Origin of the sequence: Streptomyces sp. CA-251387 (assembly GCF_050936625.1) — a bacterium.
GTDB lineage: Bacteria > Actinomycetota > Actinomycetes > Streptomycetales > Streptomycetaceae > Streptomyces.
The window spans coordinates 1,589,864-1,607,080 of the sequence record NZ_JBNJMJ010000001.1; the positions used below are offsets into that span (position 1 = coordinate 1,589,864).

The 17,217-nt window shown below is 70.7% G+C and carries 15 protein-coding genes; 2 read left to right on the forward strand and 13 right to left on the reverse strand.

Features of this window, described 5'->3' with window-relative positions; genetic code table 11:
* Positions 1-28: 28 nt before the first annotated feature.
* The 3 genes from ACQEV2_RS06915 to rpe all read right to left on the reverse strand — a co-directional run bounded on the left by ACQEV2_RS06915 (position 29) and on the right by rpe (position 2,246).
* Positions 29-346, reverse strand: a complete 318-nt coding sequence (locus ACQEV2_RS06915) for a barstar family protein (RefSeq protein ID WP_433037658.1) — start codon at positions 344-346, stop codon at positions 29-31.
* Between the two features lie 91 nt (positions 347-437).
* Positions 438-1,481, reverse strand: a complete 1,044-nt coding sequence (locus ACQEV2_RS06920; protein WP_433037660.1) for a sugar-binding transcriptional regulator — start codon at positions 1,479-1,481, stop codon at positions 438-440.
* A gap of 78 nt (positions 1,482-1,559) precedes the next feature.
* Positions 1,560-2,246, reverse strand: coding sequence for a ribulose-phosphate 3-epimerase (rpe, locus tag ACQEV2_RS06925; RefSeq protein WP_433037662.1), 687 nt, complete (start codon positions 2,244-2,246; stop codon positions 1,560-1,562).
* Between the two features lie 146 nt (positions 2,247-2,392).
* Here rpe and ACQEV2_RS06930 point away from each other — a divergent pair, with 146 nt between their 5' ends.
* Positions 2,393-4,558: an MMPL family transporter gene (locus ACQEV2_RS06930; protein WP_433037664.1), complete on the forward strand. Its 2,166-nt coding sequence runs from the start codon at positions 2,393-2,395 to the stop codon at positions 4,556-4,558.
* A gap of 285 nt (positions 4,559-4,843) precedes the next feature.
* Here ACQEV2_RS06930 and ACQEV2_RS06935 read toward each other — a convergent pair whose 3' ends face one another.
* Together ACQEV2_RS06935 and fmt are read right to left on the reverse strand one after the other, a co-directional pair.
* Positions 4,844-6,262 (reverse strand): RsmB/NOP family class I SAM-dependent RNA methyltransferase, encoded by a 1,419-nt coding sequence (locus tag ACQEV2_RS06935; RefSeq protein WP_433037666.1) that lies wholly within the window; start codon positions 6,260-6,262, stop codon positions 4,844-4,846.
* Positions 6,263-6,435: 173 nt separating this feature from the next.
* Positions 6,436-7,368, reverse strand: a complete 933-nt coding sequence (gene fmt / locus ACQEV2_RS06940; protein ID WP_433037668.1) for a methionyl-tRNA formyltransferase — start codon at positions 7,366-7,368, stop codon at positions 6,436-6,438.
* Positions 7,369-7,782: 414 nt separating this feature from the next.
* Between fmt and ACQEV2_RS06945 the strand changes: the two genes are divergently transcribed.
* Complete coding sequence (locus ACQEV2_RS06945) at positions 7,783-8,325, forward strand: hypothetical protein (RefSeq protein WP_433037670.1); 543 nt, start codon at positions 7,783-7,785, stop codon at positions 8,323-8,325.
* Positions 8,326-8,511: 186 nt separating this feature from the next.
* Here ACQEV2_RS06945 and ACQEV2_RS06950 read toward each other — a convergent pair whose 3' ends face one another.
* The 8 genes from ACQEV2_RS06950 to ACQEV2_RS06985 all read right to left on the reverse strand — a co-directional run bounded on the left by ACQEV2_RS06950 (position 8,512) and on the right by ACQEV2_RS06985 (position 17,128).
* Positions 8,512-10,689 carry a primosomal protein N' gene (locus ACQEV2_RS06950; RefSeq protein ID WP_433037672.1) on the reverse strand — a complete coding sequence of 726 codons (2,178 nt, stop codon included), beginning with the start codon at positions 10,687-10,689 and terminating at the stop codon, positions 8,512-8,514.
* Between the two features lie 142 nt (positions 10,690-10,831).
* Positions 10,832-12,040 (reverse strand): methionine adenosyltransferase, encoded by a 1,209-nt coding sequence (gene metK / locus ACQEV2_RS06955; protein ID WP_433037674.1) that lies wholly within the window; start codon positions 12,038-12,040, stop codon positions 10,832-10,834.
* A gap of 239 nt (positions 12,041-12,279) precedes the next feature.
* Positions 12,280-13,482 carry a bifunctional phosphopantothenoylcysteine decarboxylase/phosphopantothenate--cysteine ligase CoaBC gene (coaBC, locus tag ACQEV2_RS06960; protein ID WP_433037676.1) on the reverse strand — a complete coding sequence of 401 codons (1,203 nt, stop codon included), beginning with the start codon at positions 13,480-13,482 and terminating at the stop codon, positions 12,280-12,282.
* Between the two features lie 105 nt (positions 13,483-13,587).
* Entirely contained in the window at positions 13,588-13,860 is a 273-nt protein-coding gene (rpoZ, locus tag ACQEV2_RS06965) for a DNA-directed RNA polymerase subunit omega (RefSeq protein WP_003988945.1), read from the reverse strand.
* Positions 13,861-13,940: 80 nt separating this feature from the next.
* A complete protein-coding gene (gene gmk / locus ACQEV2_RS06970) occupies positions 13,941-14,498 on the reverse strand; it encodes a guanylate kinase (protein WP_433037678.1) in 558 nt (185 codons plus the stop codon).
* A gap of 59 nt (positions 14,499-14,557) precedes the next feature.
* The gene (locus ACQEV2_RS06975; protein WP_003977346.1) at positions 14,558-14,881 is read right to left on the reverse strand and encodes an integration host factor; all 324 of its coding nucleotides are present in this window, start codon (positions 14,879-14,881) and stop codon (positions 14,558-14,560) included.
* A gap of 289 nt (positions 14,882-15,170) precedes the next feature.
* Positions 15,171-16,016 (reverse strand): orotidine-5'-phosphate decarboxylase, encoded by an 846-nt coding sequence (gene pyrF, locus ACQEV2_RS06980; protein WP_433037680.1) that lies wholly within the window; start codon positions 16,014-16,016, stop codon positions 15,171-15,173.
* Positions 16,013-17,128 carry a quinone-dependent dihydroorotate dehydrogenase gene (locus ACQEV2_RS06985; RefSeq protein WP_433037682.1) on the reverse strand — a complete coding sequence of 372 codons (1,116 nt, stop codon included), beginning with the start codon at positions 17,126-17,128 and terminating at the stop codon, positions 16,013-16,015. The genes pyrF and ACQEV2_RS06985 overlap by 4 nt, the downstream gene beginning before the upstream one ends.
* Positions 17,129-17,217: the final 89 nt, after the last annotated feature.

Genomic DNA, 17,217 nt, shown 5'->3' on the forward strand with positions numbered 1-17,217 from the left:
GATTCACCGTCCCGGTGAATCAGGGCATTCATCGCTTCCGCGGTCCTCCGAGAGCGAGCATCACGGTGAGCGACGGCGCCCGGTCCACAGCCGCGGAGAGCACCTCCTGGGCGATCTCCCACTCCTCCGGCCGCGCTTTCGCGTACGGCTGCCAGTTCCGTACGACGACCAGCAGCCCGTCCGCGGCCTCGGCGGGCCACACGGAGGGGTCGGAGAGGCTGTCGACGAGGGCGTCCCAATTGCGGCCGAACCAGTCGGGCAGCTCCAGGCTCTGGACACAGCGGTCCATCAGGCCCGCCTTGTCCTTGACCCCGTCCAGGTCCAGCGTGACCACGAGTTCCGTCATCTCGGTACCGCCCAGGTCGTAGTGATCGTCGATGAAAGAAAAGAGGGGACGGCACCGCGGCCGCCCCCTCCTGACATCCCGTCAGTATCCGTCAGTGTCCGTCAGGGTCTGCCCTGTTGAGCGCGGGCTTCGGGGTCGGCCCTGCCGTCATCAGCACGTCCGCCGCCGAGGTGTCCGTCACCAGGCTGGTGACGAGCCCCGAGCGCAGCACCGCGTCGATCGCGGACGCCTTGCGCGCCCCGCCCGCGATCGCGACGACCTCGGGGATACGGCGGAGCTGGTCGGCCTTGACCGTGATGCACCGCTCCCCCAGGTCCCGGCCGACCCGGCGTCCCTCGGCGTCGAAGAGGTGCGCGGACATCTCGGCGGCGACGCCGAGCGAGGCGTAGTGCGCGCGCTCCTCGTCGCTGAGCATGTCGTGCACGGTGGAGATGCCCGGCTCCCAGGAGCCGATGGAGACGCAGGCGACCGTGACCTTGTCGAAGTACTCGAAGGCCCGGGCGATCCCGGTCTGGTGGCGCAGCGCCGCCGCGGTGGCCGCGTCCGGCAGCAGCATCGGCGCATAGATGGGGTGGGCGTCGCCGCCGGAGACCTGGGCGGCACGGCGCACCGCCTCCACCGAACCGCGCTCGGCGGTCCCGGCGTCGTACACGCCCGTCAGCTGCACCACGGTGCAGGGCGGCAGCCGGTCGAGGGCGGCCGCCATGTGGATGGTGGACCGGCCCCACGCCAGGCCCAGGACATCCCCCTCGTTGACCAGCTCGCCGAGCAGGTCGGCGGCCACTTCCCCCAGGTTCTCGGGGTCGGGCGTCTCCTCGGCCTCGGCCGGCGACTCGACCACGACGGCATGCCTGAGGCCGTACCGGGCGCGCAGCGCGTCCGAGCGCTCCGCGTCCAGCTCGGCCGGCACACGGATCTCGATGCGCACCAGATCCCGTTCGAGAGCGGTCTCCAGGACCCGGGCCACCTTGAAGCGGCTGACGCCGAACTCCTCGGCGATCTGGATCTTGGATTTGCCCTCGAGGTAGAAGCGGCGGGCCATGGCCGCCGCCTGCACCAGCTCAGCGGGTCCCATCCGCATGGCTGACCGGCCCGCCGACATACCCGACACGGCGATCTCCTCACTGCTGTTCACACTCTGGATTCGCCGTTCATCCTTGCAGATTCGGCGCTCTTGATCCGCCCTGATGGGCGCCGTTCACGTTCCCTTGGCTCAGTGGTCGCATGCCCAGGCTGCGGTCTTCGTGACCGCCTCCGCCTGAGCACGCAGTGCTCGGACCGCTTCGGCCGGGTCCTCGGCCCCGTACACCGCCGAACCGGCGACGAAGACATCGGCACCGGCTTCGGCACACTGCTCGATGGTCGAGGCGGCGACGCCACCGTCCACCTGCAGCCACAACTCAAGACCGTGCTTGCTGATCAACTCGCGGGTGCGGCGGATCTTCGGAAGCATGATGTCGAGGAACGCCTGACCACCGAAGCCCGGCTCGACCGTCATGATCAGCAGCATGTCGAGTTCGGGGAGCAGATCCTCGTACGGCTCGATGGGCGTCGCGGGCTTGAGCGCCATGGAGGCACGCGCGCCCTTGGCCCGGATCTCCCGGGCCAGCCGCACGGGTGCCGCGGCGGCCTCGACATGGAAGGTGACGGAGGAGGCCCCCGCTTCCACGTACTGGGGCGCCCACCGATCGGGGGCCTCGATCATCAGATGGCAGTCCAGCGGGGTGTCCGTCGCACGGGCCAGAGACTCTACGACCGGCACGCCGAGCGTGAGGTTCGGGACGAAATGGTTGTCCATGACGTCGACGTGGAGCCAGTCGGCTCCTTCGACCGCCTTCGCCTCGTCCGCGAGGCGGGCGAAGTCGGCGGACAGGATGCTGGGGTTGATCTGCACGGCCATGACCCAAGACTGCCATGTCCGGGCACGAATGTTCGCGCCGGTACAGACCTAAGACGTTCATCGGATGTTGTGTCCGGTTCGTGCGTGCCATGCTGGGCGGCCCACCGGATGGTTGACCGGATCATTGTGCGGCCAAGGGGGTGGCCATGACGGAGATCCAGGAGAAGAAGCGGCTGACGCAGCCGGGACAGCGGGGCGTCGCGCATCTGGTCTGCGCGCGACGCGCCAAGTGGGTGGTGCTCGTCCTGTGGCTGGTGGTGCTGTTCGTGACGGCGCCGTTCGCCCAGAAGCTGACCGACGCGCAGGACAACGACGCGGCCTCCTGGCTGCCGGGGTCCGCGGAATCCACTCAAGTCCTGGAGATCTCCGAGAACTTCAGGCCGGAGCAGATCCCCGCGGTCGTCATCTACGCCCGTGACGGCGGCCTGACGGCACAGGACCGGGCGGCGATCACCGAGGACGTGAGCCGGCTCAAGCAGCTGACCGACCACGGCATCCGGGGCGCCGAGACGCGGGGCCCGGTCCTCGACCGCGAGGTGGATCCGCGCGCGGCCCAGGTCCAGGTCCCGATCACGATGGACGAGAAGGGCTGGGAGCGCATCGCGCCCGCCGTCGACTCCATCCGGGACGTCGTGGGTGAGGGCGGTGGCGGACTCGCCGTGCACATCACGGGCCCGGGCGGCACGTCCGCCGACTTCTCCGAGGCCTTCGAGGGCATCGACTCCACGCTGCTGTTCTCGGCGATGACGGTGGTCATCGTCATGCTCCTGCTCACCTACCGCAGCCCGACCCTCCTCCTGATCCCTCTCCTCTCCGTGATCGCGGCCCTGTTCACCGCGCAGGCCTTCATCTACCTCCTGGCGGAGCACGCCGGCCTGACGGTCAACGGCCAGAGCGCGGGCATCCTCACGGTCCTGGTCTTCGGTGCGGGCACGGACTACGCCCTCTTGCTGGTCGCCCGCTACCGGGAGGAACTACGGCGTCACGAGGACCGCCATGAGGCGATGGCCCTGGCCCTGCACCGCGCGGGCCCGGCGGTGATCGCCTCCGGCGCGACCGTCGTCCTGAGCATGCTGGTGCTGCTGGCGGCGGAGATGAACTCGACGCGCGGCCTCGGCCCGGTGGCCGCGATCGGCGTGGCGGTCGGCCTCCTGGCGATGCTGACCCTGTTCCCCGCCCTCCTCGTCATCTGCGGCCGCTGGATCTTCTGGCCGGTGATCCCGCACCTGGGCACGGAGAACCCGGACAAGCGAGGCATCTGGGCGCGCATGGGTCGCCGTATCGCCCATCGCCCGCGCATGGTCTGGGCCGTGACGGCGATCGCCCTCGCGGTCTGCTCCCTGGGCCTGATCCAGCTGCGCGCCGAGGGCTTGAGCAACGCGGACGCGTTCACGGACAAACCCGACTCGATCACCGGCCAGGAGATCTCCGCGCGCTACTTCCCGGCCGGCAGCGGCGATCCGCTGGTCATCGTCAGCAACCAGGCCCAGGCGCAGCAGGTGGGCCGCGCGGTCGCCGAGACACGAGGCGTGGTCGCCGACTCCCTGGGCCTGCCACCGGGCACGAAACCGTCGTACGACGGCAAGGTGCTGTTCGAGGCGACGATGACCGCTCCCGCCGACAGCGAGGCGGCGAAGCAGACCGTCGAACGGGTCCGCGACGCCGTGCACGCGGTGCCGGACGCCGACGCGCAGGTGGGCGGCGGTACGGCGGCCCTGCTGGACATGGACCGGGCGACGACGCACGACAACGTACTGATCATCCCGCTGGTCCTGCTGGTGGTCCTGCTGGTCCTGTGCGCGTTGCTCCGCGCACTGATCGCCCCGCTCCTGCTGATCGGCACGGTGATCCTGTCCTTCACGGCTGCTCTGGGCATCAGCGCCCTGGCGTTCCGCCACCTCTTCGACTACGCGGGCGAGTCGACCGACTTCCCCCTGTTCGTCTTCGTCTTCCTCGTCGCCCTGGGCATCGACTACAACATCTTCCTCACGACCCGCATCCGCGAGGAGGCAGCCCACCAAGGCACCCGACCGGGCGTGGTGACGGGCCTCGCGGCAACCGGCGCCGTGATCACCTCGGCAGGCCTGGTCCTCGCCGGCACCTTCGCCGCCCTCGGCACCCTCCCCATGGTCGCCTTCGCAGAAATCGGCTTCGCGGTCGCCCTGGGCATCCTGCTGGACACGTTCATCGTGCGCTCGGTACTGGTGACGGCACTGTTCCTGGACGTGGGACCGAAGGTGTGGTGGCCCCACAGACTGGCACGCGAAGACACCCCCCACGCCCCCATAGACGCCGTCACCTCCCACCCCTGACGGACCTCGACGCCGGCCGGCATCACTCAGCCCGTCCGGCATCCGAGAACAACCCCACAGCATCTCGACGCCGGCCAGCATTAATCAGCCCGTCCGGCGTTTGAGGACAAGGCCCCTTCAGGGCCGAAGCGGGGGCCTGGGGGCGGCAGCCCCCAGCGGGGTCGAAGGGGCGGAGCCCCTTCAGGATGGGACGGGTAGGGGCGGCGGGGGCGAGAACCACAAGGACGACACCACCACCCGCCGGCAGACGACCGACGCCCGGCGACCCGGTCGCAGCCGCCCCCGTCAGCCCACCCGCCGAATCAGCGCCAAATACATCGCATCCGTCCCATGCAGATGAGGCCACAACTGCACATCAGGCCCCTCCCCCAGCTCCGGCACCCCAGGCAACAGGGGCCGAGCATCCACCAGTTCCCCACCACCCCGCTGCTTCAACACGTCCTCAACAACCACCCGCGTCTCAGCAAGATGCGGCGAACAGGTGGCGTACCCCACGACCCCACCCACCCGCACAGAATCAAGAGCCGCCCGCAACAACCCCCGCTGCAGAGGCGCAAACCCCTCCAGATCCTCCGGCCTCCGCCGCCACCGCGCCTCAGGCCGCCGCCGCAACGCCCCCAACCCGGTACACGGAACATCCACCAGCACCCGGTCGAAGCTCCCGGCCCGCCAAGCCGGCCGCGTCCCATCGGCAGCGATGACCTGATACGGCCCCGGATTGCCCTCCAGCGCCTTGGCCACAAGCCCCGCCCGATGCGGCTGCTTCTCGGAGGCGAGCAACACGGCCCCCCGCCCGGCGGCCAGCGCCCCGAGCAGCGCCGCCTTGCCCCCGGGCCCGGCACAGCCGTCGAGCCACCGCGCATCGGGCCCGTCCAGCGGAGCATTCGCGAGGGCAAGGGCAACCAGCTGACTCCCCTCGTCCTGCACCCCCGCACGCCCTTCCCGCACGGCCTCGATCGCCCCCGGCTCCCCGCCTTCGGCAAGCCGCACGGCATAGGGCGACCAGCGCCCCGGCACGGCGGCCTCCTCGCCGAGCAGTTCCTCGGTCGTGGCCCGCCCCGGCCGCGCGACCAGCGTCACCTCGGGCCGCTCGTTGTCGGCCTCCAGCAACCGCTCGATCCCGGCCCGCCCGCCACCGAGCGAGTCCCACAGCGCCGACACGACCCACCGCGGATGCGAGTGCACCACGGCGAGATGCTCCTCGGGATCCTCGTCGTACGGCGGCGCGACCCGCTGGATCCACCCGTCGAGATCGTCCTGCGCGACCTTGCGCAGCACGGCGTTGACGAACTTGGCCCGCCCATCACCGAGCACGACACGAGCGAGCTCGACGGACGCGGACACCGCGGCATGCGCGGGAATCCGTGTCCCGAGCAGCTGATGCACACCGAGGCTCAGCACATCGAGCACCGGCGGATCGACCTCACGCAGCGGCCGATCCACACAGGCGGCGATGACGGCGTCGTACGTCCCCTGCCGCCGCAGCGTCCCGTACACCAGCTCGGTCGCGAGCGCGGCGTCCCGCCCGTCGAAGTCGCCCTTCTCCCGCGCCTTCCTGAGCAGCGGCGGCAGAACGAGGTTGGCGTACGCGTCCCGCTCGTCCACGGCACGCAACGCCTCGAAGGCGAGGATGCGGACGGGGTCCTTCTGGGGCCGTCGGTAGGGCTTGCCGGGTCTACGGGGCCGACGGGAGGTGTCGCTCACGAAAAAGGTGCTCCGGATTGCTGGATGAGGTATGCACACAGCGTACGTCGCACAGTGCACCCGCCGCGCAGGGCGGTCCGGCGATCAACGGACGGGACGGCCGCACACCCGGCAGTCGGCCGCCACGCACCCTGCACTCGGGCAGTCAGCGAGCGACAGCGACAGCCGGCCGATCAGACGCCGAGAACCTCACCGTCGGCGATCCTCACACCCCGCGCCCAATCGGCCGCCCGCATCGGCTTCTTGCCCTGAGCCTGCACCCACAGCAACTCGACGGCGTACGACCCGGTCCCGACGTACACATTGTTCTTCCCGACGGAGAGCGCACCGGGCGCGAGATCGTCCCGCCCGGGGACCGGCTGCACCTGGATGAGCTTGAGCCGCTCACCGCGGAAGGACGTCCAGGCGCCCGGGGCAGGGGTGCACCCACGCACGACACGGTCGACGCGCAGGGAAGGCGCGTTCCAGTCGATGCGGGCGTCCTCGACGTTGACCTTGGGGGCGAGGGTGACCCCTTCGGACGGCTGCGGAACGGCCTTCAGCGTGCCGTCCTCGATCCCGTCCATGGTCGCGGCCAGCAGCCCGGCGCCCGCGAAGGCGAGCCGGGTCAGCAGGTCGCCGCTGGTGTCGGTGGGCCGGATCTGCTCGGTGACCGTGCCGTAGACGGGCCCGGAGTCGAGCCCTTCCTCGATGAGGAAGGTGGAGGCCCCGGTGATCTCGTCACCGGCCATGATGGCGTGCTGCACGGGCGCGGCCCCGCGCCAGGCGGGCAGCAGCGAGAAGTGCAGGTTGACCCAGCCGTGGGCCGGAATGTCGAGGGCGACGCGCGGCAGCAGGGCGCCGTAGGCGACGACGGGGCAGCAGTCGGGCGCGATCTCCCTGAGCCGCTCGAGGAACTCGGGGTCCCGCGGTTTGGCGGGCTTGAGCACCTCGATCCCGGCCTCCTCGGCCCGCTCGGCCACCGGACTCGCCACCAGCCTGCGCCCACGCCCGGCCGGCGCGTCGGGCCGCGTGACGACGGCGGCCACCTCGTGCCGCCCGGAGGCGATCAGAGCGTCCAGAGCGGGAACGGCGACCTCGGGGGTACCGGCGAAGACAAGCTTCATGGGTGGGTTCGGGCCTCTCGGGCGGGGGTTGTTGCGGGCAACGCACAAGTTTATGTGGCCGCGGTCCAGGGATGCGCGGTCTGTGCGTGCACGGGCGGGGCACACGTCGCCGAAGCGACGAACGACAGCAAGCCATGCCCACGAACGGAGAGCCGCCGACGGCGGGCAACCCCCACAGGAGAGCCCAGCCTCTTGGCCGACTGGGAACGGGTGGTGCGCGGGTAGGCAGACACTCCGAGGCCGAAGGCCGAGGCGCACACCCCCACACAGGGAGCGTAGGCATATGCCCACACGCCCCCAATGCGTGACCCGCGGAGCGATCCCGCGTTGGTCAAGAAAGAGTTGACCACAACGGGCCGCACCCGCCGTAATCGCGGCCCTCTCCTTTTCAACGCCGGTTCGAGAGGCTTGTTCATGGCCGACCACGCAACCCACGACGCCCAGGCTCGGGCCAGCCTGCACTTGCTGGTGCGGGACATCGAGCGGGTCCGCCGGCAGGTGGACGCACTGCGCACGCTCACCGCGCAACTGGGCAACGTCTACCGCCCGCGCCGCTCCGGTCCCTCCACGGGCTTCGTCGTCTACGGACGCGCCCCCGCCCCGACGGTCCGTCTCGCCCAGGAGCTGCGGGACAGTGTCGAGACCCTGGTCACGGCAGCCGTGGACTTCGACCGCTCACTCGGCTTCTCCTGGGACGCGGTCGGTTCCGCCCTCGGCGTCACCAAGCAGGCGGTTCACCGCCGCTACGGCGCACGCCGCGCCGCCACCCAGGCGGCAGCCGAGACCGAGCGTACGACCGAGCCCTCGGGAAGCCGTGCGGTCAACGTCACCACCGCCATCCCCACCGTTCCGACGGTCCCCGCGGCCCGCTCCATGCCGACACAGCCGACGGCAGGCAGCCCCGGCCTCCGCGACGAGGCCAGGCCCACGGCCTTCCCCGGCCCTCGCAACGGCTGACACCCCATCACTCTGCCCTCCCGGAGCGCACCCGGGAGGGCAGAGCCATGCCGGGATCCAGAAGAGCCGGCCTCACAGGCAGCGGACCGGCTTGGCCCTGCACGCCACGCACACGCACCACTCACCCGAGACCCAGCACCCAGCACCCAGCACCCAGCACCCAGCACCCAGCACCCAGCACCCAGGTCACCCAATATCAGGCGGATCAATCCGAACCCGCACCACGGACTCCCCGGCTCCACTCCCGCCCCCGGCCCCACCCCCACGAGCCATCCGCGCCGCCTGCGCGGCCTTCAACGCGGACGCCAGCGCGGCCCCGCGCCCCGGCGGCACCCGGATCAACGCCCGGTCCCAGTGCTCCCCCGGCGGCGGCGCCCCCGTCCGCCGCGGCCGCCCCGCCGGCGTGACAGGCACGGGCACGGGCCCCAACACCTCGGCCTCCGGCGGCAGTTCGACGGTTCGGAGGAACTCGGCGACCGCCTCCCCCGGCCCGGCCACGGAGGCCATCCGGGACACCGGCGGAAATCCGAGCTCGGCCCGCTCGGCGAGCTCGCGCACCGCGTGCCCGACGGGATCCCACCGCACGAGCGCCTGCACGGGCCGCAGCGTGGGCTCGGCGACGACGACCACCGTCCCCCCGGCACTCTGCGGCCGTACCAGCGAGGCCGCCGCGATCCACCGCCGCAGCGCGTCCTCACCCGCCCGCAGATCGGGCCGCCCCAGCATGGCCCAGCCGTCCAGCAGCAGGGCCGCGGCATACCCTCCCTCGGCTACGGGCTCGGCCCCCGGCGTGCTCACGACCAGCGAGGGCGTCCCCGGCACGGTGTCCAGCACATGCTCGCGCCCGGAGGTCCGCACCGGAACCGAGGGGAACGCCCGCCCCAACTCCTCGGCGGTCCGCCGCGCCCCCACGACCTGAGCCCGCAGCCGGAACCCACCGCACTCCGGACAGTGCCACGCACCCTCCTCGCGCCCGCACCACCCGCACCGCAGATCGGCCCCCGAGCCCTGCGCCTCCAGCGGCCCGGCGCAGTGCCGGCACCGAGCGGGCGCCCGGCAGCCGGCACAGGCCATCCGCGGCACGTACCCACGCCGAGGCACCTGCACGAGCACCGGCCCGTGCCGCAGCCCCTCGCGCACCGCCTGCCAGGCCAGCGTGGGCAACCGAGCGGCCCGAGCGGCCTCGTCCCGCGCGAGATCCCCGTCCCCCACGGTCCGTACGAGCGGAGCCGCGCCCCGCACCTGCTCCCGCCCGGCGACCAGGGGCCGGGCCCATCCGCTCTCCACGAGCTGGGCGGCCTCGACGGTGCAGCTCCAACTCCCCAGCAGGAAGCCGCACTTGTCCTGCGCGGCGCGCAGCAGGAGCACTTCGCGCGCATGGGGCTGCGGGGCATGCTGCTCACTGTGGCTGTCGTCGCCGTCGTCCCAGAGGGCGACCAGCCCGAGATCCTGTACGGGCGCGAACATGGCGGCCCGAGTCCCCACGACCGCCCGCACGGCTCCCCGCCGCACCGCGAGCCATTCCCGATACCGCTTCTCGGGCCCGGCATCGGCGGTCAGCACCGCATGCCGGCCCTCCCCCATGAGCGAGGTCAGGGCGGCGTCGACCCGCGCAACAGCTCTCCCGTCCGGCAGCACGACGAGCGCCCCGCGCCCGGAAGCCAGCGTCGCCACGACGGCCCGGGCCAACTCCTCACTCCACTCGGGCCCGGGCAGCGCATTCCACACGGCCCGCGGCGCACTCCCGGAAGCCAGTGCCGTCAGAAAAGCGGGCCCCTGCTCATACCGCCCCCAGGACCCCGCCTCAGGCGCACCAGGCCTCGGCAACGGCTCCGGCGAAGGCCGCTGCTCTGCCCGGGCACTCCGCGGCGGCACGGCCAGCTGCAAGACATCGGCGAGCCCTCCGGCGTACCGGTCGGCAACGGCCCGCGCGAGCCCCAACAGCTCCTCGCTCAAGACCGGCTCGGGCGACACGACCTGCGCGAGAGCCGCCAGGGGCCCGGAGTAGTCCGACTCCGCAACCCGCTCGACAAGGAACCCGTCGATGAGCCCCCCACCCTCGCGCCGCCCCTCCCGCACGCGATGCCGCCCGGCCCCGAACCGCACCCGCACCCGCACCCCGGGCTGCGCGTCGGCGTCGAGTTCCTCGGGTACGGCGTAGTCGAAGTACCGGTCAAGATGCAGCACACCCTTGTCGACCAGCACCCGGGCCACGGGCAGCTCCTTGGCCAGCGCGGCCCCCCGCCACGTCCGCGGCTTGGCCTTGGGCACCTTGGCCTTGCGCACGCTCTCCCGAATGAGCGCAAGCTGCTCGGGCGGCGGCCCCTCGGCCCCACCACCCGTCTGCCCGTTCTCGCTGCTCACGCTTGCATTCTTACCAAACAGCACTGACAACCGACGCCGCCCGAGTCCCCACGGCGAGCGGACGCACCCTGCTGTGACCGGCAAACGACGAGGCCCGGCCCCCGAGGGGAACCGGGCCTCGCAGAAGCCGTACGGCCGGGGCTTACAGCCCCACAGCCTTCCGCAGCGCCTCCACTCGGTCCGTCCGCTCCCAGGTGAAGTCCGGCAGCTCGCGGCCGAAGTGGCCGTACGCCGCGGTCTGGGCGTAGATCGGGCGGAGCAGGTCCAGGTCGCGGATGATCGCGGCCGGTCGGAGGTCGAAGACCTCGTCGATGGCCTTCTCGATCTTCTCGGCGTCGACCTTGGCCGTGCCGAAGGTCTCGATGAACAGGCCCACCGGCTCGGCCTTGCCGATCGCGTAGGCCACCTGCACCTCGCAGCGGGAGGCCAGGCCGGCCGCGACGACGTTCTTGGCGACCCAGCGCATCGCGTACGCCGCCGAACGGTCCACCTTGGACGGGTCCTTGCCGGAGAACGCACCGCCACCGTGGCGGGCCATGCCGCCGTACGTGTCGATGATGATCTTGCGGCCGGTCAGACCCGCGTCACCCATCGGGCCGCCGATCTCGAAACGGCCGGTCGGATTGACCAGCAGACGGTAGCCCTCGGTGTCCAGCTTGATGCCGTCGTCGAGGAGCGCCTTCAGCTCCGGCTCGACCACGAACTCCCGGATGTCGGGCGCCAGGAGGGAGTCCAGGTCGATGTCGGACGCGTGCTGCGAGGAGACGACGACCGTGTCCAGGCGTACGGCCTTGTCGCCGTCGTACTCGATGGTGACCTGCGTCTTGCCGTCCGGGCGCAGGTAGGGGATCGTGCCGTTCTTGCGGACCTCGGACAGGCGCTTCGACAGGCGGTGCGCCAGGAAGATCGGCAGCGGCATCAGCGTCGGCGTCTCGTCCGAGGCGTAGCCGAACATCAGGCCCTGGTCACCGGCGCCCTGCCGGTCCAGCTCGTCCTCGTCGCCCTCGACCCGGGTCTCGTACGCCGTGTCCACGCCCTGCGCGATGTCCGGCGACTGCGCGCCGATCGAGACCGAGACACCACAGGAGGCGCCGTCGAAGCCCTTCTTCGAGGAGTCGTAGCCGATCTCGAGGATCTTGTTGCGGACCAGCGTCGCGATGTCCGCGTACGTCTTGGTCGTGACCTCGCCGGCCACGTGCACCAGACCGGTCGTGATCAGGGTCTCGACGGCGACCCGGGAGGTCGGGTCCTCACGCAGAAGCGCGTCGAGGATGGTGTCGCTGATCTGGTCAGCGATCTTGTCGGGGTGACCTTCGGTCACGGACTCCGAGGTGAACAGGCGACGGGACACAACGCTCCCTGTGGTTGCAGCGGCTGCTGGCTGATCATTGGTGGACGGGACGGGGGCTGCGCCCGGCGTCGTCCGAGGACAGTTTATCTGTCGTGCTCGGTCACGGACCCCCTGTCTCGCCTCTCGGGAGCGCTGTGACCTGCGGCACGGGCATTCTGCCCAATGCCACGCGCCCTTGGCCAGGGGCGCCACGCCCGAATCGAGTGAGGCTCGGGAGAGAGCCGCAGCGCATCAAACATTCACACCAGTCGCCGCGTCACCAGGTCCCACACGATTTCGGCCAGTGCCTCCTTGGGCCCGTGCGGTACGGGTGTCTCACTGCCGTCGGCGCCCAGGACGACCGCCTCGTTCTCCTCCGAGCCGAACGTCTTGCGCTCGCCCACCTCGTTCACCACGAGGAGGTCGCACCCCTTGCGCTCCAGCTTCCTGCGGCCGTTGGCCAGGACGTCGTCCGTCTCGGCGGCGAAGCCGACGATCACCTGGCCGGTGCGGGCGCGGTCGGTCGAGATCTCCGCGAGGATGTCCGGATTACGCACCAGGACGATGGGCTCCGGGTCCTGGTCGTCCTTCTTCTTGATCTTTCCGGCGGCGTACGCCGCCGGGCGGAAGTCCGCTACCGCCGCCGCCATCACCACCGCGTCGGCCTCCGCGGCCGCCTTGAGGACCGCCTCCCGCAGCTGCACGGCCGTGCCGACCTGCACGACGTCCACGCCTGCCGGGTCGGGCAGCCCGGTGTTCGCCGCGATCAGCGTGACGCGGGCGCCCCGTGCGGCGGCGGTGCGGGCGAGGGCGTATCCCTGCTTGCCGGAGGAGCGGTTGCCGAGGAAGCGGACCGGGTCGAGGGGCTCGCGGGTGCCGCCGGCGCTGACGACGATGTGCCGGCCCTTGAGGTCCGGCTCGGTGACGCCGCGGGCGAGGACCCGGCGACAGACCTCGAAGATCTCGCCCGGGTCGGGCAGCCGGCCCTTGCCGGTGTCGACGCCGGTGAGACGGCCGACGGCGGGCTCGATGACGACCGCGCCGCGCCGCCGCAGCGTCGCCACGTTCTCCTGCGTGGCCGGGTGCTCCCACATCTCGGTGTGCATGGCGGGGGCGAAGACCACCGGACATCGGGCGGTGAGCAGGGTGTTGGTCAGCAGGTCGTCAGCGAGGCCGTGCGCCGCCTTGGCGAGGGTGTCCGCGGTGGCCGGGGCGACGACCACCAGGTCGGCCTGCTGGCCGATACGGACGTGCGGGACCTCGTGGACGTCGTCCCAGACCTCCGTCGAGACGGGGTTGCCGGAGAGGGCGGACCAGGTGGCGGCGCCCACGAAGTGCAGCGCGGAGGCCGTCGGGACGACGCGGACGTCATGGCCCGACTCGGTCAGCCGTCGCAGCAGCTCGCAGGCCTTGTAGGCGGCGATGCCACCACTGACCCCCAGAACGACCTTCGGCTTGTCCACCGTCTCTCCCCGGACTCGGCAACGTACGACTCCACTACACACCACAGGCCCGACAGTCGCGCTGCCGGGCCTGTGGAAAAGTCAGCTGCAAGCTGTAAATCGTACTTACTGCGCCGGGCCTTCGACGGCCTCGGACGTCAGCAGACCCGCGTTGATCTCGCGCAGGGCGATCGAGAGCGGCTTCTCGTGAACGTGGGTGTCCACGAGCGGACCGACGTACTCGAGGAGACCCTCGCCGAGCTGCGAGTAGTACGCGTTGATCTGGCGGGCCCGCTTGGCCGCGTAGATCACGAGGCTGTACTTCGAGTCGGTGGCCTCGAGAAGCTCGTCGATCGGCGGGTTGATGATGCCCTCGGGCGCGGAGATGGAAGAGGACACGCTCTACCTTCCGATGGATGGGAAAGAATCAGTGCGAATGATCAGGCCTGAATGAATCAGTAACGATCACACAGTCACGATCACACAACGTCCATCAAGGCTAGCAGCTCGCGCGCCACGTCCTCGACGGAGGTGTTGACCAAGGTCACATCGAACTCGGGCTCGGCCGCCAGCTCGACCTTCGCCGCGTCCAGGCGGCGCTCGATCACCTCGGGCGGCTCGGTGCCACGTCCGGTGAGTCTGCGCACGAGCTCCTCCCAGGAGGGAGGAGCCAGGAACACCAGCTGGGCGTCCGCCATGGACTCGCGGACCTGCCGGGCCCCCTGGAGGTCGATCTCCAGGAGCACGGGCTCGCCCGCCTCCAGCCGCTCCAGCACGGCCGCACGCGGTGTGCCGTAGCGATTGCCGGCGAACTCGGCCCACTCCAGCAGCTCGCCGTTGGCGATCAGCTTGTCCATCTCCTCGTCGGTGACGAAGAAGTAGTGGACTCCGTGCCGCTCGCCGGGGCGGGGCCCCCGGGTCGTCGCCGACACCGAGAGCCAGACCTCGGGGTGTTCCTTGCGCATATGGGCGACGACCGTGCTCTTGCCGACCCCGGAGGGGCCGGAGAGCACGGTCAGCCGCGGACGTTCACTCATGCAGCGATTATTCCAGCAATCCCGGAGTGCCCGGGACTCCCGGTCCGGAAGCCCCGGACTCAGGAGCCGGTGCTGCCGAACTCACGCTCCAGGGAAGCGATCTGGTTGGACCCGAGACCGCGCACGCGGCGGCTCTCGGAGATGCCGAGTCGCTCCATGATCTGCTTGGCGCGGACCTTGCCCACGCCCGGCAGGGACTCGAGCAGGGCGGAGACCTTCATCTTGCCGATGACGTCGTTCTCCTGGCCCTGCTTGATGACCTCGTGCAGGGAGGCGCCGGAGTGCTTGAGTCGATTCTTGACCTCGGCCCGCTCCCGGCGAGCCGCGGCGGCCTTTTCGAGCGCGGCTGCGCGCTGTTCAGGGGTAAGGGGCGGAAGAGCCACGCCTACGTCACCTCGGATGTCGAACTGTCGGATACGGACCGGTGAGGAACCTAGTCGCCCCACACCTGGGGAGCCACGAGCAACACGCTTGCCCGTTCACTCTGCGTCGGAGACTAGCGGCCAAGTCCGCCAGAGTCAGCGAGAACAGCGGAAAAGTCCTGGTCAGCCTCCGTCAGGCCGGACATTTAGGACATAATGCCCCGGATTTGAGGATGTATTCAGACTCAAGTCGGCCCGGAGTCACTCATCGGAGGTCTCGCGCGAGCACCTCGAACACCCCTGACGGCGGTCAGCTGCCCGACACGGCGACCCGGACCTCGTCAGCGAAGCGTGACGCGGCCTCACGCAGCGCGACGACATCGGGTCCGTGCCGCAGCACGCCCCGGCTGACGTTCGGGACGACATTGCGCACCGCGGCGCCGAAGACCCGGGGAAGATCGGCCGGCGTGGCCCCCTGCGCCCCGATGCCGGGCGCGAGGAGCGGACCGTTGATGTCGAGGTCGTACGTCGACAGGGCACCGAGGGTGGCGCCGACGACCGCCCCGAAGGAGCCCAGCGGCTCCTCCCCCACGTTTTCGGCCGCCAGGTGCGCCAGCATCGTCGCACCGACGGTGCGGCCGTCCGCGCGGATCGCATGCTGGACCTCGCCGCCCTCCGGGTTCGAGGTCAGCGCGAGCACGAACAGGCCGGTGCCGCTCTCGCGGGCCAGCGCGACGGCCGGTGAGAGCGAGCCGTAGCCGAGGTACGGCGAGACGGTCAGCGCGTCCGAGAAGAGCGGGGAGTCCTTCCGGAGGAAGGACTCGGCGTACGCGGCCATGGTCGATCCGATGTCGCCGCGTTTGGCGTCCATCACGACCAGTGCCCCGGCCGCCCGTGCCTCCTCGACCGACTTCTCCAGGACGGCGACGCCGCGCGACCCGAAGCGCTCGAAGAACGCGCTCTGCGGCTTGAGCACGGCGACCCGGTCGGCCATCGCCTCGACGACGGTGCGGCTGAACCGCTCCAGGCCGGTCACGTCGTCGTTCAGGCCCCACTCGGCGAGCAGGGACGCGTGCGGGTCGATGCCGACGCACAGCGGGCCACGCTCGTCCATGGCCCGGCGAAGTCGTGCGCCAAAGGGTTCCAGAGGGCTCATGCGGTCTTCCTTGCCTTCCTGACGTCGGCGCCGACCGCGTCGGCGAGGGTGGCGTACGGGCTGGTGCGGAGGCGGGCCGCGAGGCCCTTGTGGATGGCGCGGCCCCAGAAGGGCCCCTCGTAGATGAAGGCGCTGTACCCCTGGACCAGCGTGGCGCCCGCCAGGATGCGCTGCCAGGCGTCCTCGGCGTTCTCGATGCCACCGACGCCCACGAGGGTGATCCGGTCGCCCACGCGCGCGTACAGGCGCCGCAGCACCTCCAGGGAGCGCGCCTTGAGGGGCGCTCCGGAGAGTCCTCCGGTCTCCTCGACCAAAGAGGCGTCGGATTCCAGACCGAGCCCCTCGCGCGCGATGGTGGTGTTCGTGGCGATGATCCCGTCCAGGCCGAGTTCCACGGCCAGGTCGGCGACCGCGTCCACGTCCTCGTCGGCGAGATCGGGTGCGATCTTCACCAGGAGCGGGACTCGGCGGTCCGTGACCGTGCGGTCGGCGGCCTCGCGGACGGCGGTCAGCAGGGGACGCAGCGATTCGGTGGCCTGGAGGTTGCGCAGCCCCGGTGTGTTCGGGGACGACACGTTCACGACCAGGTAGTCGGCGTACGGTGCCAGCCGCTCCGTCGACTTCACATAGTCCACCGCGGCCTCGGCCTCCGGGACGACCTTGGTCTTGCCGATGTTGACGCCCACGACGGTCTTGAAGACGGGCGTACGGGACGCCAGGCGGGCCGCTACGGCCAGCGAGCCCTCGTTGTTGAAGCCCATGCGGTTGATCAGCGCCCGGTCCTTCACGAGGCGGAACAGCCGTTTCTTCGGGTTACCCGGCTGCGCCTCCCCCGTGACCGTGCCGATCTCGACATGGTCGAAGCCGAGCATCGACATCCCGTCGATGGCGACGGCGTTCTTGTCGAAGCCGGCGGCGAGTCCGAACGGCCCGTGCATCCGCAGTCCGAAGGCCTCGGTGCGCAGTTCCTTGTAGCGGGGCGCGAGCGCGGCCGCGATGAAGGTGCGCAGCACGGGAATCCTGACGGCGAGTCGGATCCAACGGAACGCCAGGTAGTGGGCCTGCTCCGGGTCCATCCGTTGGAAAACCAGACGGAAGAAAAGCTTGTACATCAGTCAGTGTCCTCTTGAAGCTTCATGAGCCTCATGCTGTGTTTTCTGGGGACACCCCCAGACCCCCGAAGGGGGACACCGTTTCCGGT